21 protein-coding genes are annotated in these 23,885 nt (G+C 40.2%); 12 read left to right on the plus strand and 9 right to left on the minus strand.

The features are described from left to right. Positions 1-11: 11 nt before the first annotated feature. Both ND811_RS08730 and ND811_RS08735 read left to right on the plus strand, forming a co-directional pair. Positions 12-1,190 (plus strand): AZOBR_p60025 family cell surface glycopolymer formation protein, encoded by a 1,179-nt coding sequence (locus tag ND811_RS08730; RefSeq protein WP_265351967.1) that lies wholly within the window; start codon positions 12-14, stop codon positions 1,188-1,190. Continuing rightward, positions 1,187-2,014 carry a 1,4-dihydroxy-6-naphtoate synthase gene (locus tag ND811_RS08735; RefSeq protein ID WP_265351747.1) on the plus strand — a complete coding sequence of 276 codons (828 nt, stop codon included), beginning with the start codon at positions 1,187-1,189 and terminating at the stop codon, positions 2,012-2,014. The genes ND811_RS08730 and ND811_RS08735 overlap by 4 nt, the downstream gene beginning before the upstream one ends. Here ND811_RS08735 and ND811_RS08740 read toward each other — a convergent pair. The 4 genes from ND811_RS08740 to ND811_RS08755 all read right to left on the minus strand — a co-directional run bounded on the left by ND811_RS08740 (position 2,000) and on the right by ND811_RS08755 (position 7,380). Then, positions 2,000-4,510, minus strand: coding sequence for a discoidin domain-containing protein (locus ND811_RS08740; RefSeq protein ID WP_265351746.1), 2,511 nt, complete (start codon positions 4,508-4,510; stop codon positions 2,000-2,002). The genes ND811_RS08735 and ND811_RS08740 overlap by 15 nt on opposite strands. Positions 4,511-4,561: 51 nt before the next feature. Further along, the gene (locus ND811_RS08745) at positions 4,562-5,449 is read right to left on the minus strand and encodes a helix-turn-helix domain-containing protein (RefSeq protein ID WP_322113466.1); all 888 of its coding nucleotides are present in this window, start codon (positions 5,447-5,449) and stop codon (positions 4,562-4,564) included. Positions 5,450-5,822: 373 nt separating this feature from the next. Next, complete coding sequence (locus ND811_RS08750; protein WP_265351744.1) at positions 5,823-6,644, minus strand: ParB/RepB/Spo0J family partition protein; 822 nt, start codon at positions 6,642-6,644, stop codon at positions 5,823-5,825. Continuing rightward, positions 6,628-7,380, minus strand: a complete 753-nt coding sequence (locus ND811_RS08755) for a ParA family protein (protein WP_265351743.1) — start codon at positions 7,378-7,380, stop codon at positions 6,628-6,630. The genes ND811_RS08750 and ND811_RS08755 overlap by 17 nt, the downstream gene beginning before the upstream one ends. A gap of 229 nt (positions 7,381-7,609) precedes the next feature. Between ND811_RS08755 and ND811_RS08760 the strand changes: the two genes are divergently transcribed. The 4 genes from ND811_RS08760 (at position 7,610) to ND811_RS08775 (ending at position 11,964) form a co-directional block, all read left to right on the plus strand. After that, positions 7,610-8,926, plus strand: a complete 1,317-nt coding sequence (locus ND811_RS08760) for a helix-turn-helix domain-containing protein (RefSeq protein ID WP_322113465.1) — start codon at positions 7,610-7,612, stop codon at positions 8,924-8,926. A 2-nt stretch (positions 8,927-8,928) separates the two neighbouring features. Beyond that, positions 8,929-9,927 carry a hypothetical protein gene (locus ND811_RS08765; RefSeq protein ID WP_265351741.1) on the plus strand — a complete coding sequence of 333 codons (999 nt, stop codon included), beginning with the start codon at positions 8,929-8,931 and terminating at the stop codon, positions 9,925-9,927. 529 nt (positions 9,928-10,456) lie between these two features. Next, positions 10,457-10,882 carry a phosphatidylinositol phospholipase gene (locus tag ND811_RS08770; RefSeq protein WP_265351740.1) on the plus strand — a complete coding sequence of 142 codons (426 nt, stop codon included), beginning with the start codon at positions 10,457-10,459 and terminating at the stop codon, positions 10,880-10,882. 866 nt (positions 10,883-11,748) lie between these two features. Continuing rightward, complete coding sequence (locus tag ND811_RS08775; protein ID WP_040917529.1) at positions 11,749-11,964, plus strand: hypothetical protein; 216 nt, start codon at positions 11,749-11,751, stop codon at positions 11,962-11,964. Positions 11,965-12,114: 150 nt separating this feature from the next. On the opposite strand, the gene ND811_RS08780 is transcribed toward ND811_RS08775, so the two are convergent. Further along, positions 12,115-12,321, minus strand: coding sequence for a hypothetical protein (locus ND811_RS08780; RefSeq protein ID WP_265351739.1), 207 nt, complete (start codon positions 12,319-12,321; stop codon positions 12,115-12,117). A gap of 27 nt (positions 12,322-12,348) precedes the next feature. Here ND811_RS08780 and ND811_RS08785 point away from each other — a divergent pair, with 27 nt between their 5' ends. From ND811_RS08785 to omp85, 6 genes are read left to right on the plus strand one after another with little or no spacing between them, the layout of a single operon-like run. Continuing rightward, positions 12,349-13,464 (plus strand): MBOAT family O-acyltransferase, encoded by a 1,116-nt coding sequence (locus ND811_RS08785; RefSeq protein WP_265351738.1) that lies wholly within the window; start codon positions 12,349-12,351, stop codon positions 13,462-13,464. Between the two features lie 8 nt (positions 13,465-13,472). Further along, positions 13,473-14,993, plus strand: a complete 1,521-nt coding sequence (locus ND811_RS08790; protein ID WP_265351737.1) for a hypothetical protein — start codon at positions 13,473-13,475, stop codon at positions 14,991-14,993. A 36-nt stretch (positions 14,994-15,029) separates the two neighbouring features. Continuing rightward, positions 15,030-16,079, plus strand: a complete 1,050-nt coding sequence (gene asd / locus ND811_RS08795; RefSeq protein ID WP_265351736.1) for an aspartate-semialdehyde dehydrogenase — start codon at positions 15,030-15,032, stop codon at positions 16,077-16,079. 17 nt (positions 16,080-16,096) lie between these two features. Further along, positions 16,097-18,100, plus strand: coding sequence for a hypothetical protein (locus tag ND811_RS08800; protein WP_265351735.1), 2,004 nt, complete (start codon positions 16,097-16,099; stop codon positions 18,098-18,100). A gap of 4 nt (positions 18,101-18,104) precedes the next feature. Further along, positions 18,105-19,538, plus strand: a complete 1,434-nt coding sequence (gene pyk, locus ND811_RS08805) for a pyruvate kinase (protein WP_265351734.1) — start codon at positions 18,105-18,107, stop codon at positions 19,536-19,538. Between the two features lie 29 nt (positions 19,539-19,567). Then, positions 19,568-20,965: an Omp85 family outer membrane protein gene (gene omp85, locus ND811_RS08810; RefSeq protein ID WP_265351733.1), complete on the plus strand. Its 1,398-nt coding sequence runs from the start codon at positions 19,568-19,570 to the stop codon at positions 20,963-20,965. A gap of 16 nt (positions 20,966-20,981) precedes the next feature. Here the strand turns inward: omp85 and ND811_RS08815 are convergent, their stop codons facing one another. The 4 genes from ND811_RS08815 to ND811_RS08830 all read right to left on the minus strand — a co-directional run bounded on the left by ND811_RS08815 (position 20,982) and on the right by ND811_RS08830 (position 23,868). Continuing rightward, positions 20,982-21,284, minus strand: coding sequence for a P-II family nitrogen regulator (locus tag ND811_RS08815; protein ID WP_265351732.1), 303 nt, complete (start codon positions 21,282-21,284; stop codon positions 20,982-20,984). Position 21,285: 1 nt separating this feature from the next. Continuing rightward, positions 21,286-22,263: a sodium-dependent bicarbonate transport family permease gene (locus ND811_RS08820; protein WP_265351731.1), complete on the minus strand. Its 978-nt coding sequence runs from the start codon at positions 22,261-22,263 to the stop codon at positions 21,286-21,288. An 8-nt stretch (positions 22,264-22,271) separates the two neighbouring features. Continuing rightward, positions 22,272-22,952, minus strand: a complete 681-nt coding sequence (locus ND811_RS08825) for a carbonic anhydrase (RefSeq protein ID WP_265351730.1) — start codon at positions 22,950-22,952, stop codon at positions 22,272-22,274. A 178-nt stretch (positions 22,953-23,130) separates the two neighbouring features. Further along, positions 23,131-23,868, minus strand: coding sequence for a pirin family protein (locus ND811_RS08830; protein WP_265351729.1), 738 nt, complete (start codon positions 23,866-23,868; stop codon positions 23,131-23,133). Between the last annotated feature and the right edge of the window lie 17 nt (positions 23,869-23,885).

A 23,885-nucleotide genomic window follows, 5' to 3' on the forward strand; every position in this document is an offset into this window, starting at 1 on the left:
TCTGTTTAATTTTGCAAAATGGAAGAGTGAAGCAGCGCCAACTTTTGATTCTTTTGGTATTTTTCCTTTTGGGAGTAGGGGCACTTATCTACTCTAAAACTGCACCTTACGAACATTCTCTTTCTGCACTTATTGGGATTTGGGAAGGATTCTACCAAATCAATCCGAACTTAGTTGATTCCCAATTTGTGATCTACAAATCGGGAGGTTATGACGGCCAATTTTTTTACTTTCTCGCAAAAGATATGTTTGTCGGTGGGGATTGGGATTTAATTGTAGACTCCTACCACTTCCGTTTTCACAGAATTGGCCTTTCTCTCTTTGTTGGCCTTTTTTCATTAATTTTCGGATTCACTCATTATCCCATAATCACTCTTCTTTTTTTATTTTTAGTATTTTCTGTATCCGTATTCTGCCTGTATTTTTTACTTCCCGATTCAAAAAAATGGTTTGTTGTCTTTTATTTATTTTCGCCTTTCTCCTTAAATGCAAACCTACTCCTTGTCGCAGATTCACTCTTTGTTAGTTTTGGAATCATAGCTTTCTATTTTTTCACAAAAAAGCAGGACTTTCTTGCCGTTTTCTTTTTCCTGCTAATGGTAATCACCCGAGAGTTAGGGATTTTGTTTCTTGCACCGATTGTTATTAGCGCATTCATCGAAAAAAAATGGACAAAGATGGCCCTTTATTCCATCCCTGGTTTCGTTTTTGTTTGTTTGGTGGGATTCGGCTTAGTCCATCCACCAAATCATCTAGGTACAAATCCACTCGGATTTCGAGATATGACAGACCTTCCTTTGTTTGGTTTTTTCAAAAGTTTTATAGAAAATGGGTCTTTCCAATTTAAACTCAAAGAATTTCCCAAAATTCTCTTTTTCATCTCTTTCCTTCTGTTAACCATTACGAGCGTCCAATCACTAAAGGATTCTTTCTCCAAAAATATAAACATACTTGTACCTATTTTTGGAAGTCTCTTTGTCATACTCATTGCAGAAGAAGGGTATTGGAGGTCTTTTGATAACCTAAGTAGAATGTTCACATTAATTTTGCCATTTTCACTATTATTAGAGGATGCATTCAAAAAACCGTTTTTACGTCTATTTCTTGGAATATCTATTACCTTATTTCTATTCTTAATCATTCGAATTCTTTGGGTCACCCAAACTAAGGAGTATTTTTTAGCCCTATGATATCTCTTGCTTATTCCCCATGCCCCAATGATACTTTCCTCTTTTACCACCTGATCCGTAATGCAAATTACCCAGTAAAAGAAGAACTATACGACGTAGAAAACTTAAACGAATTTGCTTTTGCGGGAAAATTTCCCGTCACAAAACTTTCGTTTGCTGCCTATTTTCATATCATCGACAAATATATTTTACTCGAAACGGGATCTGCATTAGGAAGAGGTTGTGGCCCTATTCTCATCAGAAAAAAAAATTCAAAAACAGACCTATCTAACTATAAAAAGTTCTACATACCAGGGAAATTAACCACAGCAAACCTACTATTATCCCTATATACCAATGGAAAACAAAACCCAACACCATTACGTTACGATGAGATCATTCCCAAAGTAATGATCGAAGACGATAGCCTTGGAGTCATTATTCATGAGGAACGTTTTACCTATGAAGATAGGGGAATGGAAAAGGTAGTGGATCTTGGGGAATGGTGGGAAAACTCTACGGGATATCCTATTCCTTTAGGTGCCATTGCTATTCGGAGAGATATCCCAAGAGAAGAAGCACTTCGGTTCCAAAATAATCTAAGGCAAAGCCTTAATGCGGCCTATTTGGAACCAAAAGAAATGATGGATTACATCAGGACTAATTCACAAAACAAAGAAGATGCGGTAATCAAATCCCATATCAACTTGTATGTAAATGAATTTACAAAAAACCTAGGCAATGATGGTCATGGGGCCGTGGAATATCTCTTACAAAGAGCAATTGAGGCAGGTTTCATCAAAAAACCCACCTCATCATTGCCTTTATTTTTAGGAGAAAGTTAACATACAAAGGATTCTTCCTTTGTCTCGTTTACAAGCTTCAATGGCCTTAGCCACAAGCATCCCAGGTTTTAATTTCGAAAGATCGGCCTTAACAGCATGACCAGAAGAAAGTCCTGAGACCAAAAGATCTCCAGGATAAATCGGGACTTGCGATGCATCCACATGAATTTTTGCAATCCCAAGTAGAGCCACTAGGACATACTCGACAGTCTTCTCTTGTTTTCCAAATACCACATTGGCACTTGAAACACAAACACCGATTACATTGGTAGAGTAGGGGTGTTTCGATCTTCCCAAAACACCAGGCTCTTCTGTGGCTACGAGCAGATCCCCCGCAGTCACAACATCTTTTCCATCCAATCTAAAATAACGAGCAATACATTCCTCGCCGCCTTCTTTTGTTATACGAATATTCCCTTCGAATAAAGACTCTCCATTCGCATAAATAGCCTTACCGGAACCAGGAAGTTCCATCTCAGGAATTCCTTTACCATCCACAATTAAAGCAAAATCTGATTGAGAGAGAAAACGACCACCTGGTGCCGTTGTACCGGCACCCAAAATTCCTGCTGATTGTTTTTCGTACTTTCCTTTAGAAATTCCATACACTCCCACAGAATCTCCGAACCCGGTGACACCAGTACCAGATGACACACCAACAACTCCGGTTCCTACTTTTGTATTTTTCCCATAGATGATAGCATCATTTGTTTGTGGCGGCACAAAACCTTTTGAATTGGCTTCTGCCTCCCCCGTGATTTTCAAAAGCCCTGTATGTGAATTAAAATCATGTTCCTTTTCTGCATATGGATGTGTGTGTGGTTTTGGATCTCTTTTATCAGAAAGTCTCGGGTCATCGGAAAGTACTACCTTACCAGGGACTGCCTCTCCATGATTTGCCAGTAATACAATCCCTGCATCTTGGAATCCGGCTTTTGCCAAACGTTTATCATTTCCTTGGACTACAGTGCCTGGTTTTGTTTCTCCAGAGTGTGCTAATTGTACAATACCATGTAATTCTGTACTTGCATGTTTTAGTCGTTTATCATTTCCTTGGACCACTGTATTTGGCTCTTCCCCGCCATTTGGTGCCAGCTGTACAATCCCCTTAGAAGTATTGGTAGCATCTCTAAGCCTTGGATCATCACCAGTCACTACTTTGTCAACAGCGACTTCTCCAGCATCAGCCAGTTGCACTAAACCAATAGATTTTTTTGTAGCAACACGAAGACGTGAATCGTTCCCTTGAACAGCTACACCGGGCCGAGTTTCACCATCTAACGCGAGCTCAACGATACCAGGGTGGTCTGTGGAAGCACTACGTAAACGTTCATCATCAGATTGTACAACAAGTCCTGGTCTTGCTTCTCCACTTCTCGATAACCGAACTAGACCATGAGTGAGTTCAGTGGCGATTTTTAGGCGTTTGTCATTTCCTTGGACGGCAACCCCTGGTTTTTCTTCCCCATCTGATGCCAATTCCACAATCCCACGATACTCCGTAGTAGCATCTCGCAGACGCCTGTCATTGGCCTGAACCACTACACCTTCTTTTACCTCTCCATCCACAGCAAGGCGAATGATCCCGGATCTAAGGACAGAAGCATAGGGGAGGGGTTCTCTTGTCGGGCCACCGTAATCTTTTTTGTCCGGACTAGAGTATAACTCAAGCTCTATGACTTCAGTAATATAATCTTTTTTATTTTGTTGTTTCTCTTGGATAAAAACTAATTTAAGAAATCGTAAATTAACAGCGGAGAATCTCCATTTATACCATGTTCCGGGCTCCGATAAGAAGAAGTTCTCCTCATGAAGTTGGTGCCACGTAATATCATCTTCACTATAATAAGCAACAAATCGTTCTGGAAAATTAGTGACTGGATCATTTTTGGTAAGCATCCGCATCTCTTCGATGCGATTCACCGAACCCATATCCAGAATCAAATATTCTTCTTCGGGCTCTTCTTTCTTTTTCGATGACCAACCGTAGTCAGGCCTTGTATCAAAAAGATTTTCTTTTACAAAGAGCCTATCTAGTTCTGAACTTGCCTGGATCGATTGAACCCCAGTAATTAGAATTTTTAATTGACCAAAACTAATCCGATTCTTTCCATTGCTTGCCTTCCTTGAAATTTTAGAAACAAACTTCACATAACGAGCGCTAGTAAGAGAGAAAAGCCATTTGGCAGATGTTTTAAAAGATTTTCGAAACGATGATTCTTGTAAAATAGGTTCCCAATACTTTCCATCATGCGATAGTTCAAATCGGAAGGAATCGGGAAAAAAATCCAACCCGTCTTTGCCAGGCAAAAGCTCAATCCCATTGAAATAAACCACATCATCAAATTGGAAGATGATCGAGGATAATGAGGACTGCTCTTTTTCTTCGAAAAAGGATAAAAATTCTTCATTTTTAACTTCGAAAGTTCCCGTTGTGGAAACAGATTTGATCGGTAGAGAGTGGGGGTGGCTTGTGCGTATTAAATGATCTTTCATTGCGCTTTTTGTTGCTGATTCCTTCCAAAAAATAGCGTTTTTCTATCCAGTCTATCGAATTTCGCTAAGTCGCGATCCTTCTTCTTTCTCTGAAAATACAACAAGAACTGCAGGTTTTACTCGTTCCGTAAAATACATATTCACAATTTGCCGAAGGTGCCCTTGCAAAGTAGAAGTGATTACAATTACATTCCCATCGATTTGGACTTGCACCTTTTCTAACTGCTGCAAAGAAGATTGAGTGAGTTCTTTACTCGCCCAAGACAAAAATCCCGACCAGGAAGCCGGATGAGACAGGGTTTCTTCTGAAGAATGCTTTTGCTCAGTTTTAAGCACTTCTTGTCTCTGCAACGAAATGAGTTCCCGGCAAAGAGACTGCACATAAGATACATTGGATTCCATATGTAGAGAAACCGCTTTCTTATAGGCTTCTAAAGCAATTTCTGGACCAAAAAGTTCGACCAAAGTTTCGAATGCTTTTTTCTCTTCTTTTTCTTTACTGAAGTCTCCTGCCGCAGTGGTGGGAGGGACATGGTTTGTATTAGAAATAGTTATATTAATATGGTTAGGGGTCCCGCCAGCACCCCCCTTATCGGTAGATTTTGATCCCTCAGGGGTTTCGACCTCGGTGCCTCTAAGGGTTACGCTCGTATCCCCCAGAGGGGTAATTTTGGAACCCTCGTAATGGAAGGAAAAGTGGTATCGGGTAGAGGTTCTGCCATTGCCTGGAACTTGGTAGAGTAAACCTGCTTTTGTGAGTTCCTTTTTTGCGGAAACGATCGATTTTTTGGTTTTGAATCCGGTGAGCCGCATCAACGTTTCTGTATTAGGCCAAACGGGTTTGAAATTGTAGTCACTGAATTTCAATAGAACTGGATAAAGTGTTTTGGCCGCATGGGAAAGGCCAGCCCAAACACCAGAATCTATGATGTCGGTCATCAGTCGGATATAGGGATGCCGCTGGTCGCTCACAAAAGCTCCTCCGCTTTTTTGCAAAAATGAAACCAAATTTAAGCAAATTTTGCGAAGGAGTTGACATTATCTGACATAATGTTAATTATGTCTCATCCAACAACATTCCTTCGGGAAACCCCGACCCCCTGGTGTTCCAGGGGAATTTTTTATGTTTCGGGTTGGGATACTACAGATCCCTCGTCTCTTATTTACAAGAAACGTTTGCTCAAACTCAAGTAACTTTTATTATGTCACATTATTGTCGGATTCCGACAGATGTCAAGTTCGTACAGCCTTTTTTCCTTGATGTACTACAAATTTTTTTCCTAAGTACTTGACTGCTTAGTACTTGTCTGGGTTATGCCGAGTCTCCATATTTTTTAGTCAGTTCCTTTCGAACAAATTTGTATATGTCGCCCAAAAGAATTTCGTCATCAGAAAGAATCTGAATCCCTGTTCCCGTTCGTCGGATCTTATAGCCAGAGTAGGCTGCATTTTTTTGCTGATTTTTCTCGCCAGACTTCACTTGTTTATTGAAGTCTTTGGCATCTTTGACAGTTTTAAGGGCTCCCTTGTGGAACAAGGTGAGGAAGTCGTCCAAGTTCCCTTTTTTGGCAGCCTGGGCGGCTTGCACCAAAAGGTTTTTATTGTAGATCTCGTTTTTTTTGCATTTCTCCAGGTCTTCTTTGGACATCGAGGTAATCGAAAGGACCTCTGTCATATAACTACGGCTTTTCCCAAAAAGATCTCCGAGTTCTTGGTCTGTATAGTTGTGGGAGTTTTTTAGAAAGAGAAGGGCGTCCACTTCTTCATAAGGTGATAAGTTTTCTCTCTGGAGGTTTTCAATGACTGCCAATTTATAAATTTCTTTATCGGGTCGGTTTAGGATCTTACATTCAATTTCCGCCCAACCGAGTGACTTGGCTGCATGAAACCTCCGCTCTCCCGCAATGATCTTATAATTACCTTCTCTTTCTCCTTTGGAAACAATGATGGGTTGCAAAAGCCCATCGGCTTTTAAGGTTTGGGCGAGTTCTTCAATTCCCTTTTTCCTTTCTTGTCTAGGTTGGTTTTCTGAAGGTTGGATTCTGTCCATTCGGATTGTTCGAATGGTTCCATCTAAATTTTCTGCCTGATAGATATCGGCGAGAGTTCCGAGGCGTTTACTTTTTAAGCTCATTTAAAACCTCCTCAATAAAACCTTCATACTCTTGGGACTGACGAGAAGTCTTGTTGTAGTCGAATACTGATTTTTTGGCTAGATGGCTTTCTCCGATGGCCACCCCGTCAGAAATGGTATGTTCGAAAATGCGGAAGTATTTTGTTAGAACGGGGAGAATTGTTTTTGTGAGTAAGGTCTGAGGTTTGAGTTGGGTAATGAGGGCACCCAAAATTTCTAGGTCAGGATTGATTCTTTTTTTGATTGAGGAAATGGTTTGTTGTAATCCCATAATTCCATCCATCGAAAATTTTTCTGCCTGGAGAGGGATAAGAACATAGTTTGCTGCTACAAGGCTGTTTACTGTGAAGATGGAAAGGGAGGGCGGGCAATCTATAATCACAAAGTCAAATTCTTTGATTGTGGAAAGAGAGTCTCTGAGGATATAGGGTGCCTCTACGGAGTTCACGGACACAGTTTCCATTTCCGCCAAACGCATGCTAGATGGAGCTACCCACAAATGCTCGTTATATGCCGGAGTAATGATCTCTTTTAGGTTAGCCGAATTTTGAAAGAGGTGCGCTAAATCTTTTTCAACTGTCTCTGGGTTCAGAAAAATTCCGGTGGAATTTGCCTGAGGATCCATGTCGATGAGTAGGGTTTTTAGATTGCGACGGGCAAGCCCCATAGCAAGATTCAAAGAAGTTGTTGTTTTTCCTTCTCCGCCTTTTTGGTTTGCAACTGCAATGGTGATCATCTCTCTCTATTTTCCCTTCCCAAATGGTATCCTTTCCTGTCGAAAATTTGGGATCAATTGTATTTTTAGAATGCAGCAAAAAAAGGATTTTTCCTTCATTCTATCTCCATTGTCGGACATCCGACATACCGAAAATTAGCAAAAACTATCTCCTCTCTTTTGGTCGGACATCCGACATTCAAATAGGTACGTACTTGACAAAGTGATTAAATTTAAACAGTTTCATAGCATGCCTTCTCAAGCCATTTCCCTGCTTGCCTCTGATAAAACTGGCAAGGATTGGATGGATTCTGTCCTTCCTGTTTTGTGGGAAAATTTATGTACTGAGCTTGGTCTCTCTTCCGGTGTAGTGGTTCTGAAAATTGAAGGAGAGGATTCTTTTTATGAATCAGCAAGTTTTGGATACGGGGAAGATGGCTTTTATTATTCCTTTTTAAACCGTGATTCTTTGCATTGGGAAGAGTTGATGCGCTCCCAGGAACCCGTCTTTTTTTCTGGTTCTGAGTTTGAGTTATTTGGCAAAAAAACAAATGCTGTCGCCATTCGAATTCGGTCTGGGCAAAAAGAAATCGGATTTCTTCTTACTGAAATGGATGAATCTTATTCGCTCCCGGTGGGGATTTTTCTCGGCCTTCTTGCCGAAAAAATTGGAAATGAATGGGGCAGAACACAAATTCTTCCTTTAGTCAAAGAGGCGGCTCTTTCCGGAAATTCGTATTTTTTATATCGCAAGGAAATTCCCAATTTAGATCTAGCGACCACGGAATTCGCTAAGCAAAAAATACTGACCATTCTCGGTCCTTCCGGCTCAGGGAAAAAAACCATAGCGAAATGGGTTCATCAAAACAATCTTCCTGGCGCTCCCATCCTTGTGGTAGAGTCGCTACCTGACCACTTTGGAAAACTGGAAAAGGCCTTAGCCCAGTGGGGTGCTGAGTCGCGGCAGGGGAGTTTGGTCCTTGCTGGGATCCAAAGTTTGAATTTGGGGCAGCAGCAAATCCTTCTCGATTGGTGGTCCAAATCCGGATATCCAGGGTCTTTGTTTCTGCTCGGACCTGAGGATATGGGACAAGAATTGTTGCCCGAATTTGAAAGATTTTTACAAAAAAATTCGTTAGTACTACCGTCTCTTAGGTTCCTCCCCAAAGCAAAATTGCAAACTTTGGTGCAGGCAATATTTGAAGAATTATGTGATTCTCAGAACCGTTCGGGTTTGCGTTTAGGGGCGCCAAGTTTGCAGGAATTGATATCCAGATCTTATTCGGAAAATTTTAAGGATTTAAGAAATGCCATCTTAACGGGGATTTTGACCTGCAGGTCAAACCAGGTGGAACTAACAGATTTGGAACCTGGAAAATTTAAGATGGACCTGGAGATTCCTGATGCGGAAGATTTAGACTTGCGGCGTGGAACAGAGGCCTTAGAAAGGCAGAAGATTCTGCTTGCCATGCGGATCTTTTCTGGTAACCAAATCCGGATGGCAAAGGCCTTGGGCATTTCGAGGGGTTCCCTCCAATATAAAATGAAACAACTTGGTTTAATGTAAAAATGGATGATACTGTATACGAAGAGAGGAAAACCCCAGCTGGGTTTCTCGTCAAAGTTCGGCTTTCCAAGTTGACCTATGTTGTATTTACGGATTCCGGGCCAGAGGTTCCTAAAGGAGCCAGAAATAATTCCATTGTAGTCAATGTCCCTCGGGTTGGATTTTTTGGGGACGATTTCGACGTATCCCATTTCCATTTAGGAGAACTTTCCTTTGTCAACGTTAAGGCAGGTAAACTCGTCATTCCTTACCAACATGGATTCTCCAATGAAATCAAAACCATCTACCTTGGAACGGGGAGTCAGAGTGATGTCCTTCCTGTTGTGATCTATCACTACAAAACTAAGGAAGATTTGATGGCAGCTTGGGAGAGGGGGGAGCACGCCCAGTATCTCGTCGTGGATGAGGAAATCCCCCGATCGGATATGGTTTCTTTTAAAATCCGATATCCGAGCATGAACATCCTTGTGATCAAAAAGAGGATCAATACTTCAGCAGAATCGCAGTCTCCCAAAACGGATGCTTCTAAAGATAAGGGAGTGGTTGATTATGACAAAGTTCGGGCAACTGATGTTGCCAAAAATCAAAACCTAAATACCTATAGCGAAAATCCTGTTTTTTTAGCGCGGATCCATCTTCGTGCAATGGAGTTGGATAAGGTAAAACAGCTCCTTTTAGATTTTCATCTTTCCTCCGATGATGTTATGTTCATTCGAACCTTCTTGGATGTGATGATCAAAAACGAATTAAAAAAACCGGAACTAGATACGGTAAAACCGCAGCTCGTTGCCATGAACGAGGCCTTTCGTTTGGCCGTTCTTATTTTAGAATTCCGGGTGGAAGATTTTGAAAAGGAATTGGACTTGGGATTCTCAAAAGAAATCTCAAATATGATCTATGCCCTCCTTGCAAAAGAGCAGGAGACGGCTCAGGACCTAGAACATGAAATTGTCCTTTGGGAATGGAAACTTCGGGTGCGTTCTCAAATCATCAAAAAATAGCCGGAATCCTGCAAAAAAAGCTTTATTTTTCCATGATTTCGAGGGATACTGAGGAAAATCCTATGGTTTTCTTGGAAAAAAACAAAAAAATGGCACAGAAATTGCAAAAAATCGCACTCTCTGCTTTGCTTTCAGTTTTTTTTATTTTCCCCGCTTCTAATCTTTTTGCAAATGAATCAGACCTTCCTGTCATCATTCCAAACGACGAACTCCTAGCTCCTATCGAGCTGAGAGATGGTTTGGTTTATGAGGTAACAGCAGACCAAGAAACGGAAATGGCTTTTGAGGCCTCCTCCTATAGCGAAGAGGGAAGTTCTTTTCTTTGGGTTTCTACCGATGAGAAAGTTTTGGATTCTCTATTTTCTGGAGAGGTCTCTGATTCGGATATTAGTTTAGCTAAAAAATATGGAACACCTTCCCAAGAGAGATCTCTAGGTCCCCGTGCGCGACTTTTTATTTTTGAGAATGAGCCAAAGCAGTCCTATGTAAAATCGGTTGCCAACTCAGGACTTTTTGGTTTTCTGGGGATATGTCTCAGCCGAAGCGAGTTGCCTTCCAAAAATTTCTCAACGCTATGCGAAAACTCTCTACCGAAGTCAATGACTCGGAGATCTGCAAACGATTGGAAATTCTTATGGCAACCAGTAAGGATGACCTCCCTTTGGCTCTCGTCAACCAACTCCTTCAGGATGCTAAAAACTTCGATCCAAAGGCCATCCCTGAACCATACACTCAATATGTCCGACATTTCATCTACATGGTCAAACGCAACGGTAGAGTTCCTAGTGACTTTATATCCGGGGAAGAAGACAGAAGATCCGATTCCGCTGGCTCAAAATCGCCAAGAAAGCAATCACTCTCTCAAAGTTCTAAATCAAAGCGCTCGCAAGCAAAATCCATACCTCCTGTAAAGAAGGCGAAGCCCTCTGCCAAACAGAGCTCTAAAAAGGCTTAGTTTTCACTTTTCCTCACCTAAAAAGGTTCGTCCTGTGCGCACTACAGGGCCGAATCCTCCATTTCGTCCAAATGGAGACATAATCACTGATACCACCAAAATTGCCCATTTTTAATCACTTAAGGCGATTCCTGCGAGCCTTCATGCTAAGATTGCCGAGTTCTTTTACGCGCTCGAAACAAAATGCCTAAAACTAGGCATTTATTGAATTTTACAGACCAAATCTTAAGTGCCTGGGCTAGGACACCTGGTCTTTGCTAGGCGCGGAGGCGGAGTTCCGGTTTGGGCACTAGCTGTTTCCCCTTGGGCACCCAAACACCGGCATGATCGAATTCCGTCAGACTCGGGATCGGCAATTCTCGGCATGCCGGAAATAGGGCACCTCTACAAAAATCTATCTCTTCATTTGCCAACTTGGAGGCCTTCTCCTTCTTTCTGGAAGGGCATTTTTAGAAAAAACTTTTGCTCCCTCTTGTGACGGAAAATGGTCAATTCCCTGATAAAATCGAAAGCCGTAAGGCCAAAAAATGCGGTTTTTGATGGTTTTTCCCCTGTAGGAAAGACAGGGGGTTCTACAGGGAAAAAACCTGGTAAACTCTCAAGGAATTTCCGTTTTCGGAGCCTGAGGAATCCCTTCTGGGTGCCCATTTCTCGACATTTAAAGCCTACGGTTTCATTGGCTACAGAAATCCTAGTCCCTGGAGGTTTCCATCGAACAGGGATTTCGACCCCTTTGAATTTGGCGAAAATAGGTGTTTTTACTGTCAAATTGTCATGTGTATTGAAATTGCATGCATCTGTAAAATTGTCAGGTTTGGGAATAATGGTTGCCACCTCTGCTTTCGGTAGTCACCGTTCTTTTTTATATGGCGGAAACGATTCGTTTAAGAGTAAAATGTCATGCCTGTTCCAATTTGATTGAGGGAACTGCGAAATATGGCTCTGGTCATTTTGTTCCAGAAGGGGTAGTATTTGATTTTGTGGCAGTAGGAAAGGTGGAAGGGGCACAAGGTCGACGAGTTAAGGCAGAAGTGACTTGCACTTGCCCCAATTGCGGGGTTAAGTGTAAATACAATGTATAGTGCTTATTAATAGGCGGAAAAGTGCTCTTTAATTCTGCAGCTTTTGCGACGTACCTCATTGGCTCCTTGACTGCTTGGTGGTTTTTGCGCGAATTTTTGATTAAAAGTGCGCAAAATATTGCTTTAAGGAGGCTGTATTTTCGGTGTATATTAATCGTTTTTTTGCTCGTAATTAGTTCTTTTTTCTATTGTTTTTGGAATTCTTTCTACTTTTTGCTTCTTCTTTGGGTTGCCTTCGTGGACTTTTCTTTGGCGAAGTCCCTTGGATATTGTAATTTGGTGAGTATTCGGCGAATTTTCTTGTTCCTCTCCTTGATGAATAGCCTTGGGATTTTGATCTTTTTTAAATATGGTCATTTTATTGCTGAAAATTGGTCATTAATCTTGGGCACTGGTCCCTTGGATACTGACTTTTGGAGTCGCTGGCTTTTACCGGTGGGAATTTCCTTTTATACTTTCCAGTCCATATCTTATATTGTGGATGTTTATAAGAAGGAATTAGAACCGGAAAAGAATTTTTTCTCCTATTTATTGTTTCTTTGTTTTTTCCCGCAGTTGGTTGCAGGTCCGATCGTTACGGCAAAGTCCTTTTTGCCCCAAATTCGAAGGCCACTTTCCTTTTCGAAAGTTCCCCTTTTCTTCGCTGTTTTTCTGATTTTATTAGGTTTTTTCAAGAAAATGGTTTTGGCTGACCATTTGGCTGCAACCTCTGATTTTGTCTTTGCCAAGCCAACAGAAATGGCAACTAAAGGACTTTGGATTGGGATGTTTTCTTACTCTTTTCAAATCTATTGTGATTTTTCGGGTTACACTGACATTGCCCAGGGCGCGGCACTTCTATTTGGATTCCGTCTACCGGAAAATTTTAGGATGCCATATCTATCTGCGGGTTTCTCAGAATTTTGGAACCGTTGGCACATTTCCCTTTCCCAATGGTTAAAAAAATATATTTATATTTCACTCGGGGGAAATCGAATCACCCAATGGAACACTTACAGGAATTTATTTTTAGTGATGGCAATTGGCGGTCTTTGGCATGGTGCTTCTTGGAATTTCGTGATCTGGGGTTCTTCTCATGGGATTTTACTCATTTTGGAAAGATGGGTTTCCCATCATTTTCCACAGAAGCTTCCCTCTTGGTTAAAACCCTTTCGGATTTTTGGGACATTTCTTTTTGTTAGTTTGCTTTGGATTTTCTTTCGTAGTCCAGATTTTTCTAACTCCCTGTGCTACCTACAGGGCCTTTTTGTAAAAAAAGAGGGATTTTCTCTACCATACACTTTAGAAATGAATTTTCTTTATTGTGGTTTTATACTTTTACTCGGACATATTTGGGGCATTTTTTATTTCAATGACAATAAGCATTTGTTAGGTGGGTTTAGAAAATGGGAGAATTCCTTAAGAAAAGTAGCTATTTTTGGTGTTTTTGCTGCAATTTCCCTAATTTTAATCGTTTTGTTTTCGGCCGATAGTAAACCCTTTGTGTATTTTGTATTTTAGGTAGGTATATGAAAAAGCGGATCTTATTTATATGCCTGTTTCTGGTTTCTTTGTTCGGTATTGATTTTTTGGTTTTTAAAAAATTGCAATTTGCATTGCCGAATGAATCTCCTTGGAATACGAACCATTTTTTTAATTTTTTATATGAATATGAAAGAATTCGTCATCTTCCTAAGACAAAAAAGCGAATTATCGTTGTGGGCAGTTCTGTTGCCTACTATTCCATCGATGCAAACAAACTAAAACAACGCTTGCTGACCGATTTTAATTTGGATGTTGATGTTTTTTATTTAGCTTATGCAGGGAATAGTCCACTTTATGTATATTTATTACTCAACTGGCTTGACCCTTTGGAGCCTGACCTTGTCGTTTATCCGATTAATTTTATAGATTATCGACTTCACCGAACTTATGTTATCTTTCCTGAGGGAAAAAATGGATCCGTAGACGAATCTGTGGTAGTTAAGGACGCACTGACCTTTGGAGAAGCTCCTCAATCACTTTGGGTTTTTCCTTGGGAGACATTATTGGAAGTTGGTTCTTCTATGGACTGGGAAACCTGGTCTCGCTACGTGATTTCCTCTGGGTTTTCGTTTTACCGTTACAAAGATATTTATCAGCAAAATTTACAAAACCTAGTCCAACATCGATTTGGGCGGAACACCAGTTACCATGCATATGCCGGCGTACTGATCCCCGAAGGAATCAGCGGTCTAGGATGGACAGGGCAACAGTTCAGTTTTTATCCAACGGAGAAGATAAAAAACAAAGGATTTTGGGTGGAAGTGACTCCTTTTCTTTTGGCTGGGAAACCTTGCCGAATGAAAATTTCTGACGGGATCACAACACAAGAGGTTCTTCTTTCTAAAGAAGGATGGGTTCACCTCTATCTAGACCCAAAATTTTTCCAAACAAGAAAATGGATCACCGCAAAACTCGAACGTGTTTGGTTTGCCAATGAGGCAACGGGTGCGTATTTGGATTATCATTTTGATCCGATGGGCGTTCGGCTTGAACAGACTTTTGGGTTGGAAAAAGCTAAGTCGGGAATCCAATACGAACGGGAACCAAGAACGGAGGACTTTCGTTACATCGGTATGACAGACGAAGTATATCGGAAATACTTCTATTACCGATTGCTCGAAGGTTTGGAAAAACGACCAGGGATAGGATATCTAGTGGCCTTAAAATTGGCAAAAGAGAGAATCCGAGAGGAATCATTTCGGCCGTATTTCCATTTTCGTTACCTGAAAAAAATTGCGGAGCATTTTCGTGAACGGAACCTTCCGTTTTTACTCATTAATAATCCAGAAAATCCCATTTCTCTGGAGTGGTATGAAGATTCTCGGTGGTATAAAGACCACCTTGCTTACCTACAATCGTTGGAAGGTGGGTCAGTCCATTATTGGGACATACACCGAAGTTTGCCCATGCAAGGGTTCTCTGACTTCCATCACTTTACTTATGTCGGAATGGAACAAATGAATCCGATTTATGCTAAAAGAATTGGAAATCTCTTTCCGAAATAGGATGTTTTTCAATCCTTACATTAGATAAGGAATTTTATGGAAAAAATCAAAGTTGGAGTCCTGGGAGCAACAGGTTCCGTCGGTCAAAGATTCATTCAACTTTTGGAGAATCACCCTTATTTCGCGGTGACTCATTTGGCAGCTTCAGAAAAAAGTGCCGGCCAAACATACGGTGAGGTAATGAAATCTCGTTGGAAGATTTCGTCTGATATTCCGGCATATGCAAAAGACATTATTATCTCGTTACCAGATCCAGAAGTGACCAAGGGCGTACAACTTGTGTTCAGTGGTCTAGATGCATCCATCGCTGGAGAAGTGGAAACTGCTTATGCAGAGGCAGGAGTCATTGTTCTTTCCAATTCTAAAAATCATAGAATGGATCCGAACGTACCAATTCTTTCTGCAGAAGTAAATGCACACCATTTGGATGTTTTGAAATCACAAAAGACCAAAGGAAAAATTATTACTAATTCCAACTGTACCATTATGGGAGTTACTATTTCCCTAAAACCTCTAATGGATGCTTTTGGTTTAAAGTCTGTTATGTTATTTTCTATGCAGGCCATTTCAGGTGCAGGGTATCCCGGGGTTCCGACAATGGACATTCTTGGAAACGTTGTCCCTTACATTGGTGGCGAAGAAGATAAAGCAGAAGTGGAACCGCAGAAATGTTTGGGAACTGTGAAAGATGGAATCATCAAATCAGCTGATTTTAAAATTTCGGCTCATTGTAATCGTGTTCCCGTTTTTGACGGACATACTGTTTGTGTTTCTGTTTCCTTTGATAAAAAACCAAAAAAAGAAGAGATTCTTAAAGTTTGGGCCGGTTTTCAAGGAGAACCGCAGAAATTGGGATTGCCGTTTGCACCAAATCCGGCTATTCTCTACCGCGAAGAAAATGATAGACCACAGCCACGTCTAGATTTAGACACAGGCCGAGGGATGACCACAGTTGTTGGAAGACTTAGAGAAGATCCAATTTTGGATTGGAAATGGGTAGTGCTTTCGCATAACACAATTCGAGGTGCTGCAGGTGCAGCCATTTTGAATGCAGAGTTATTGTATAAAAAAGGATTTTTTAACTAAGGACATTCACATAAACTATGTTAGATCCAAACCTCCCTGAATTAAAAGTTATGGATTACACAGCCTGCCTCCAAAAGGTGCAGGCTATGGATTCACGGGGAGATTTCTCTTACAAAGGGATCTATAAAGTTTTACTTGTGATCTTTGAGTGGACTGACAAGTTTTTACAGAACAAGGTCCTTCCCAATGTGGAACAAATTGAACGTGATAGTTCCATCGATCGTGATCGTACAGAAAACTACGTAATTGATCTTAGTTACAAACAAAATCCGGCCATCATCAGAAAGATGAATGTCCTAGAGTTCCATCCGAATGAACCTGGGGATCCGGAAAATCCAAAGACCTTTATCAAACACAATACTGTATTTGCAAGACCTACAACCTCTGATGGAGGGACTGCATTCCGGTATGCTTTGGGACTGAATGAACTTTCTACAGCCGCCATTAAAGGTTGGTTTAACGAAAAAAGAAAATATCCCGGTAAAGAAAAAATGCGAAAAGTCATCAAAGCAGCCGTGGATTCCAATCGGTTATTTGATACCTATGCTTCTACTGAAATTGGAAATTTGTTTCAGTGTCCTTACGACAAAACAAAAGCCCAAAAAGATGCAACGATCATCATTCATTTGAAACCTATTTTGAAACAATTGGTGGATGATAAGATCCTATTTTTCTTTCGTAATGATTCTGCATCTCGGCCAGCCAATAAGAGTGTTTTCCTTTATAATAAACCTTCTGAAATTGCGGACCGTTATGAAGGTTATATTGATTATGCCAAAAATACAATTTATCCTGCTTTAAAAAACCTTGGAGTAATGGGTGAGGTTACAGAGGATTCATGGAACAGTCCTCGCAACCTTTTAGTAGAAATTAAAGGGTATATGAATGATTCTTATGGGGATCAAAAAACGCTGATAGAAGAATGTTTAGTTTTAAATGAAATTATAGAAAAAGATAAAGAGAGAGAAGAAAAACAAAAACGTAAACAACAGGTTGATGATTTGATGGCTTTCCTTGCAGAGGCAGGTAGAATCGTTGAGGTCAATTTGCTTCGTGTGAGTGGGGAACCATTAACAGATGAATTTCGTGCCACTTTACTCTCTCAGCCAGAACTATTATATACTGAGTATGCAGATAACAAAGTATATAATGAATTTATACTTCATAAATCTTGTATTCCACAGGCTATTGAGTCCGCAAAGAGGACATTCCAAATCAAACATTCAGACTTAGAAATTCGAGTTTTAAATCAAATGAATGTAACTCTTCATTTGAATGATGAAAGCCCTAAACGATTGTTGGAAGAAATTGAGGCTCAAAGCCTTTTTCAGTTCCTTCCTTTTTTTACTAGAATCTGGCGGATGATAATGGGTAGTATGGTTGTCCATAAATTTGAAATCCCTCCTATCAAAGCAAGGTTACAACAACAGTTAAACAAGGATTTGGCGAGTCAAAAGGCTAAAAAAATATCGTTAGAGAAGGAACGTTTGGTAAAGGCTCGTTTGAAAGAACGAGAAGAGGCGGAAAAAGATGCCGAAAAAAAATCCAAACAATCGCAACAATCTGCCTCTTCTACTGCTGGATTTAACGGCGGAGAAGACGATTCTTCTGAGCCTGTTAAACAAGGAAGTCCTGAAGAAGAAAAAAAATGGAAAGAATCCATTGAAGCAATCATTCGTATTTTAGATGAGGCTTGGGAGTTTGGAGTGTATCCAGACCGAGAATATGTACTTTCTAAATTAAATGGGAAGTTTACTGAAGAAAACTTGATCTTTTTCTTAAAGAAATTTGGTGGAAAGGAAATCTATAGTTTTCCGATTCGCAACCAAAGAGAAAAGTTTCCTTGGCCGATTCTCGTTTCTACCGGATACCTAAAGCGATACGGTAAAAAGCTTTTAGAAAAAGTGACTGCTGAAAGTGAACGCCAGCGAAGTGAAAAATTTCCAAACCAAGAGAAATTTGACATTGCGGAATCGCAATTAGACTTTCTAAATAGAATCTTACCCCGGTTAAAACCTTAAAATTATGCCTGCTATTGAACAACTAAGAGCTCGAAAAACTAAAATCGTTTGCACCATTGGTCCTGCGACTGCATCCAAAGAAATGATCCGAAGCTTAGCTTTGGCTGGGATGAACATTGCTAGGATTAATATGAGTCATGGCGATCATGAATTCCACAGAAAGATCATTCGTATTATTAAATCTTTGAATAAAGATGAATTGCACAAACACCCAATTTCTATCCTTCTTGATACACAAGGGCCGGAAATTCGAACTGGGGATGTTCAAAACGATCTCCACTTAAAAGTGGGTGAGACTTTTACTTTTCACATCATTCCAGGAATGGAAGCGGAAGCTCAAAGTGTTTTTGTAAACTATCGCGACATTGTAAAAGATTTGAAGGTTGGTGACAGAGTTACTGTTGACAATGGACTTATCAACCTTGCCGTACAAGAAATTCGAGAAAATGAACTCGTTTGTACAGTGTTAGATGGTGGTAAGCTTGGGTCCAGAAAACATATCAATTTACCAGGGATTCGCGTAAATTTACCGTCTATCACACCGAAAGACTTAAAAGACATCCTTTTCGGGCTGGAAGAAGATATTGATTTTGTTGCTTTGTCGTTTGTTCGTTCCCAAGAAGATGTAAAACAACTTCGTGGAATCATTGATGAAAAGAATCATCATGCACAAATTATTGCAAAAATTGAAGATCAAGAGGGTTTAAAAAACCTGGATGCAATCATACGAGAGTCTGATGGAATTATGGTGGCTCGTGGAGATTTAGGTGTTGAGATAGAAATTGAAGAGTTACCCATTGTTCAAAGAAGGATCATCAAACGATGCCAGGAAGAAGGAAAACGTGTTATCGTTGCGACTCATTTACTAGAGTCCATGATCCAAAACCCATCTCCAACTAGAGCGGAAGTGACAGATGTTGCTAACGCAGTGTATGAAGAGGCCGATGCTATTATGTTGTCCGGGGAAACGGCAATGGGAAAATTCCCTGTACGTTGTGTGGAAATGTTAGATAAAATTGCACGCCGTATGGAAATGTCGATCAACCTGGGTCTGGCTGCTCAAAGAAAACCGAAAGACCAAAAAGAAGAAATGGCGCGTTCGGCAGCAAATTTAGCCGATTCTATGCAAGCCCATGCGATTATTGCGATTACTCGTCGTGGTATCACAGCAAATAATTTAGCATCGTTTCATCCGAAATATCCAATTGTACATGCATTCACCAATATGACTTCTGTTAGACGGAAGCTTTGGTTGACACGCGGTGTCATTCCTTACCGAGTCGATTTTTCTTCCGATCCAGAAAAAACGATTAAACTTGCCATCCAAACACTTGTGAATAATGGATATTTGCAAATGGGTGAAAAGGTAGTCATTTTATCTGATATCATTGCAGGGGAAGAAAGAGTCGAAACCATCCAAGTCCGCGAAGTTAAATAACATCAATGTTTTTTTGGAATCTGATTTCAGTGTTGGTATTTATATCAACACTGATTTTCGTTCCGTTATCTGCTGAGGAAAGAAAGTCTGATGTCCCCGAATGGTTAGGTGAGTTTAAAAAGTTAGATGAGAATGAACTAACCAAAAAAAAAGAAGGCTGGTATGCTACGGGTCTTCCACTTTTTGGAAATGATGCTGTGAATGGCTCTGGTCTAGGGGTTCTGGCTAATATATTTTATAATGGGACTAAGTCAGATTCATCTTTCAAGTATACACCTTACGAATATTTGTTTAATGTTGGTGTTTATAGGACAAACCGTGGCACACAAAATAATTATCTGGCATGGGATGCGCCATACTTTGCTGATACAGCTTACAGGCTAAGAGCTTATGTAGGTCATGATGCTAGTTTGTATAATCAATACTTTGGTGTTGGAACAGAAAGTTTACAGCCTTTATATTTTAAAGATCGGAATGTCGATGGAAGTAGGATCACTCGAAATGCTACTTATTCGGACTTTGAAAACGCAAATTCTTATACTCGAAACCGTGGTCCAGGGAAAGAGTTTACCTCGAACCAACATTACCATGATTACCAATTTGAAACTACTTATGGACAATTTGCCGCAGACAAAACGATATTTCAGGTATTTCGGATTTGGGGAGGGGTCGAATTTTCTAGGAATTCTGTTAGGCGATATGATGGGACTTCCACAGAAGCGAAGGAACCCCTTACAAGCATTAAAGTCCCAGCAGTAGAAGATAGTTCTAAAATTACGGAAGACGCAAACGCTAGGAAAATCATCGGTATTAATGGTGGGAACCTAAATTATGTACGTGCGGGAATTGCTTACGATACAAGAGACTATGAACCTGATCCCGATAGAGGTTGGCTCATTGAATATAATATCAATAAAGCGGAAAGAACGATTGGTTCTGATTTTGGTTACATCAGACATTTCGCACAAGCAAAGAATTTTTACCAACCCTTCCCGAAACTCTTTGAAGAATTTGTGATCGCACAACGTGTTGCACTTACAAAAATTGAAGGGAATGTTCCATTTTTTGAATATCGTTACCTTTATTCGATTGATGGTCCATTTGGTGCACTTGGCGGACAGAACACACTCCGTGGGTATAGACAAGAGCGTTTTTTTGGTCCGGTGATTGGATTTTATAATATAGAATTACGGTATCGAGTCGGTAGTTTTTCTCTATGGGATCAGTTCTTTCAATTGAGTATCGTTCCATTCTATGATGTGGGTCGTGTATGGGACAAACTTCGAGACGTGAATGCAGTTGGTTATAAACATGCACGTGGGGTAGGACTACGACTGATTTGGAACCAAGCAACCGTAATCCTAATGGACTATGCTTATTCTAGAGAAGACCAATTGTTTTATGTGGACATTGGTCACACATTTTAGTTGATAATGATTCAATTCAGTTGAATCTATCTTTGCGAATCACTTCAACATCGCTCATAAATATCACCATCGGATATTTATCAATGTATCTCTCTGTCATTATTTCAAATATTTTTTTTGCTTTTGTTTCCGAAACCAAAGATTCTAGTCGGATGTTTTTTCCTTCCCAAGAGGTTAGATGTTTTTGATTGATACCTTCACCGATTGCATCGCTTATGGTATAACCTTTTACCGATAGAAATTTGAGTTCTTGGACTAACCTATCTTGAATTGCTTCATCGGCGATAATCGTAATCAATTTTGCTTTTTCTAATTTCATTTTAAACTCCGTAAAGAAACTTTGATACCGCTAGATAAAGTGGTAATCCAACTGATAAATTGAAAGGGAAAGTAATGGCAAGCGATGAGGTCAAATAAACGGCAGGACTGGCTTCTGGGATTGCGATGCGAATCGCTGCTGGCGCTGCAATGTAGGAGGCACTTGCACTTAAAGTTGCAAGGATAGTCGCTCCACCCATCGATAGTCCAACTGTTTTACCTAACATCAAGCCAAACATACCATTACAAACTGGGAATAGGATTCCAAATGCAATGAGAAAGACTCCAGCTTTTTTTAAGTCGGCAATTCTACGACCTGTAACAATTCCAACTTCCAGTAAAAAAAGAACTAACATCCCTCGGAAAGGTACTTCAAATAGAGGAGCAAATTGTTCGTGTCCTTTTTTACCTGATATCATACCAATGATTAGGCCACCTATCAAAAGTAAGGTGCCTTTTCCTGTAAATAATTCGTGGGCCACTTTTTTCCAGGATAAATTTTCCTTCTCCTTTGAGGAATTTAATTTGAGTAGGAGGAGCGCCACTATAATGGCCGGAATTTCCATAATGGCTAACATGCTTGGCATATAACCTTCATAAGGTATATGTAATGATTCCAAAAATGCGAGTGCTTCACTAAAGGTGACTGCGGACACTGATCCATAATGTGCTGATAACGCTGCTGCATTTTCCTTATCATACCCTCCAAGTTTGGTAAGTATATAATAAGCAAGGATTGGAATTGATATACAGAGAGTTAATGCAACAATGGCAGGTTTGTAAAATTCCTCAATAGTGGTGTTATTTAGTTTTACTCCTCCTTTTAACCCAATGGCAAAAAGTAAGTAAATCGTAAGTCCTGTATACATTCCATCTGGAAATTTGAGATCGCTTTTCACAAGAGTTGCGACGATTCCTAACAAGAAAGCAAGGAACATCGGTGTTTGAAGATTGGCTATTAGAGAATTTAGTATTTCCATTGGATCACCTATTTTGAAATGGAAAGAATATAATCTTCGTCTAGAAAACTAACTTTTCCTGTATCCAAATCATAAACGGCACCGACGATTAAGATTTTCCCGCTGTTGTATAGTTTGGAAAGAATTGGATCAAGTTTTCTTAGAGAGGTAACTTGTAAGGCAACATTGGCTTTTACTGCATTTTGTAACCAATCACCTTGGAGGTGTTTTGTTTTTTCGGCTGCAGGTTTGATTGCATTTGTCAAAGTAATGATATGACCAGGTACATCATTCGATTTGCATGCCGCATCTACGGCACCACAGTTAGAATGACCTAGGACCACAACTAAGTTCACACCAAGGACAGCGACAGAAAATTCGATAGATCCCCAAGATGCATAGGTGGAGACTTGGCCTGCTGTTCTTACGATGAATAAATCACCGAGCCCTTGATCGAATACGATTTCGTTTGGCACTCTGGAATCGGAACATCCAATGATGGTGGCAAAAGGAAATTGTCTTTTTGAAACTTCTCGAATTCTTTCCTGGGACTGGTTGGGGCGTTTTGCTTTTCCCTCCCTGAATCGAATGTTCCCTTCAACTAACCTCTGTAAGGCAATATCTCCTGGTACACCGACCATACTTTCTGCAAAGGCATTTGAAGAAAGTGTCAAAAGAACAAAACCCAAAATCCATTGGTAATCTTTCATTTTTATTTTCCTTCGATTTTTCCCTTTTTGTGGAAAAGTCTTACTTTTGCAAAGTTAGACTAATAGGAAAATATATTCACGAAAAAAAATTCGTATAAAATGGAATTATGAGAAAAAATTTGATCTTAAAAAAAGAGATGTGGGAGTCAACTTTTGTCGGTTCCCACTAAATCTACTTTTACTTCATAGGGACTTCAATCACCATTAATTCGGATTTTACCTCTGCCTGAAATTGATACTCTTGGTTTCCCCAGTATCCGACAGCATCTCGACGTTCGAGTACTGTATCTTCTACTTTTAGTTTACCACTTATGAGAAAGGCAAAAATTCCTTGGTCAGGGGAATGAACGGAATAAGAGAGCGCTTTTCCTGGATCTAAAGTTGCCAAAGAAAAATAGGCATCTTGATTGATCCAAACAGCTTCTTCATCAATGGGGGATACAACGGTTTGAAATTTGTTTACCCGACCGGCTTCCGAAAAACTTTTTTGGGCATATCGTGGTTCGATTCCACCTACTTTCGGAAGGATCCATATTTGCAAAAAATTTACCTTTTTTTCATTGTTATGATTGAACTCCGAATGAAGGATTCCCGAACCTGCAGACATAATTTGTACATCTCCAGTACGTATGATACCATTCGTACCTGTACTATCTTTATGAGCTAATTCTCCGAATAAGGGGATGGAAACGATTTCCATATTTTGGTGAGGGTGAGTACCAAACCCCATACTTGGTTCTACTATGTCATCATTGAGTACGCGAAGTGCGCCAAAGTTTGTTTTTTCGGGATGGTACCAATGTCCAAAGCTAAACGAGTGGTGGCTGTCTAACCATCCAAAATTAACATGTCCACGCTCTGATGCGGGATGAAGTTTTTTATGTACGGAACTGCGATTGGTATTTATTGTTTCCATATTGAATAGTTTAATAT

The organism is Leptospira soteropolitanensis (assembly GCF_026151655.1).
Lineage (GTDB): Bacteria > Spirochaetota > Leptospiria > Leptospirales > Leptospiraceae > Leptospira_A > Leptospira_A soteropolitanensis.

Bases quoted from the DNA above. Each gene is read 5' to 3' on its own strand.
- ND811_RS08830 (WP_265351729.1), bottom strand. From the start codon at position 23,868: ATGGAAACAATAAATACCAATCGCAGTTCCGTACATAAAAAACTTCAT.
- ND811_RS08755 (WP_265351743.1), bottom strand. From the start codon at position 7,380: ATGATCACCATTGCAGTTGCAAACCAAAAAGGCGGAGAAGGAAAAACA.
- ND811_RS08745 (WP_322113466.1), bottom strand. From the start codon at position 5,449: ATGACCGACATCATAGATTCTGGTGTTTGGGCTGGCCTTTCCCATGCG.
- pyk (WP_265351734.1), top strand. From the start codon at position 18,105: ATGCCTGCTATTGAACAACTAAGAGCTCGAAAAACTAAAATCGTTTGC.
- ND811_RS08775 (WP_040917529.1), top strand. From the start codon at position 11,749: ATGGCGGAAACGATTCGTTTAAGAGTAAAATGTCATGCCTGTTCCAAT.
- ND811_RS08750 (WP_265351744.1), bottom strand. From the start codon at position 6,644: ATGAGCTTAAAAAGTAAACGCCTCGGAACTCTCGCCGATATCTATCAG.
- ND811_RS08740 (WP_265351746.1), bottom strand. From the start codon at position 4,510: ATGAAAGATCATTTAATACGCACAAGCCACCCCCACTCTCTACCGATC.
- ND811_RS08790 (WP_265351737.1), top strand. From the start codon at position 13,473: ATGAAAAAGCGGATCTTATTTATATGCCTGTTTCTGGTTTCTTTGTTC.
- ND811_RS08825 (WP_265351730.1), bottom strand. From the start codon at position 22,952: ATGAAAGATTACCAATGGATTTTGGGTTTTGTTCTTTTGACACTTTCT.
- asd (WP_265351736.1), top strand. From the start codon at position 15,030: ATGGAAAAAATCAAAGTTGGAGTCCTGGGAGCAACAGGTTCCGTCGGT.
- ND811_RS08815 (WP_265351732.1), bottom strand. From the start codon at position 21,284: ATGAAATTAGAAAAAGCAAAATTGATTACGATTATCGCCGATGAAGCA.
- ND811_RS08820 (WP_265351731.1), bottom strand. From the start codon at position 22,263: ATGGAAATACTAAATTCTCTAATAGCCAATCTTCAAACACCGATGTTC.
- ND811_RS08770 (WP_265351740.1), top strand. From the start codon at position 10,457: ATGTCTCAGCCGAAGCGAGTTGCCTTCCAAAAATTTCTCAACGCTATG.
- ND811_RS08800 (WP_265351735.1), top strand. From the start codon at position 16,097: ATGTTAGATCCAAACCTCCCTGAATTAAAAGTTATGGATTACACAGCC.
- ND811_RS08780 (WP_265351739.1), bottom strand. From the start codon at position 12,321: ATGACCATATTTAAAAAAGATCAAAATCCCAAGGCTATTCATCAAGGA.
- ND811_RS08735 (WP_265351747.1), top strand. From the start codon at position 1,187: ATGATATCTCTTGCTTATTCCCCATGCCCCAATGATACTTTCCTCTTT.
- ND811_RS08765 (WP_265351741.1), top strand. From the start codon at position 8,929: ATGGATGATACTGTATACGAAGAGAGGAAAACCCCAGCTGGGTTTCTC.
- ND811_RS08760 (WP_322113465.1), top strand. From the start codon at position 7,610: ATGCCTTCTCAAGCCATTTCCCTGCTTGCCTCTGATAAAACTGGCAAG.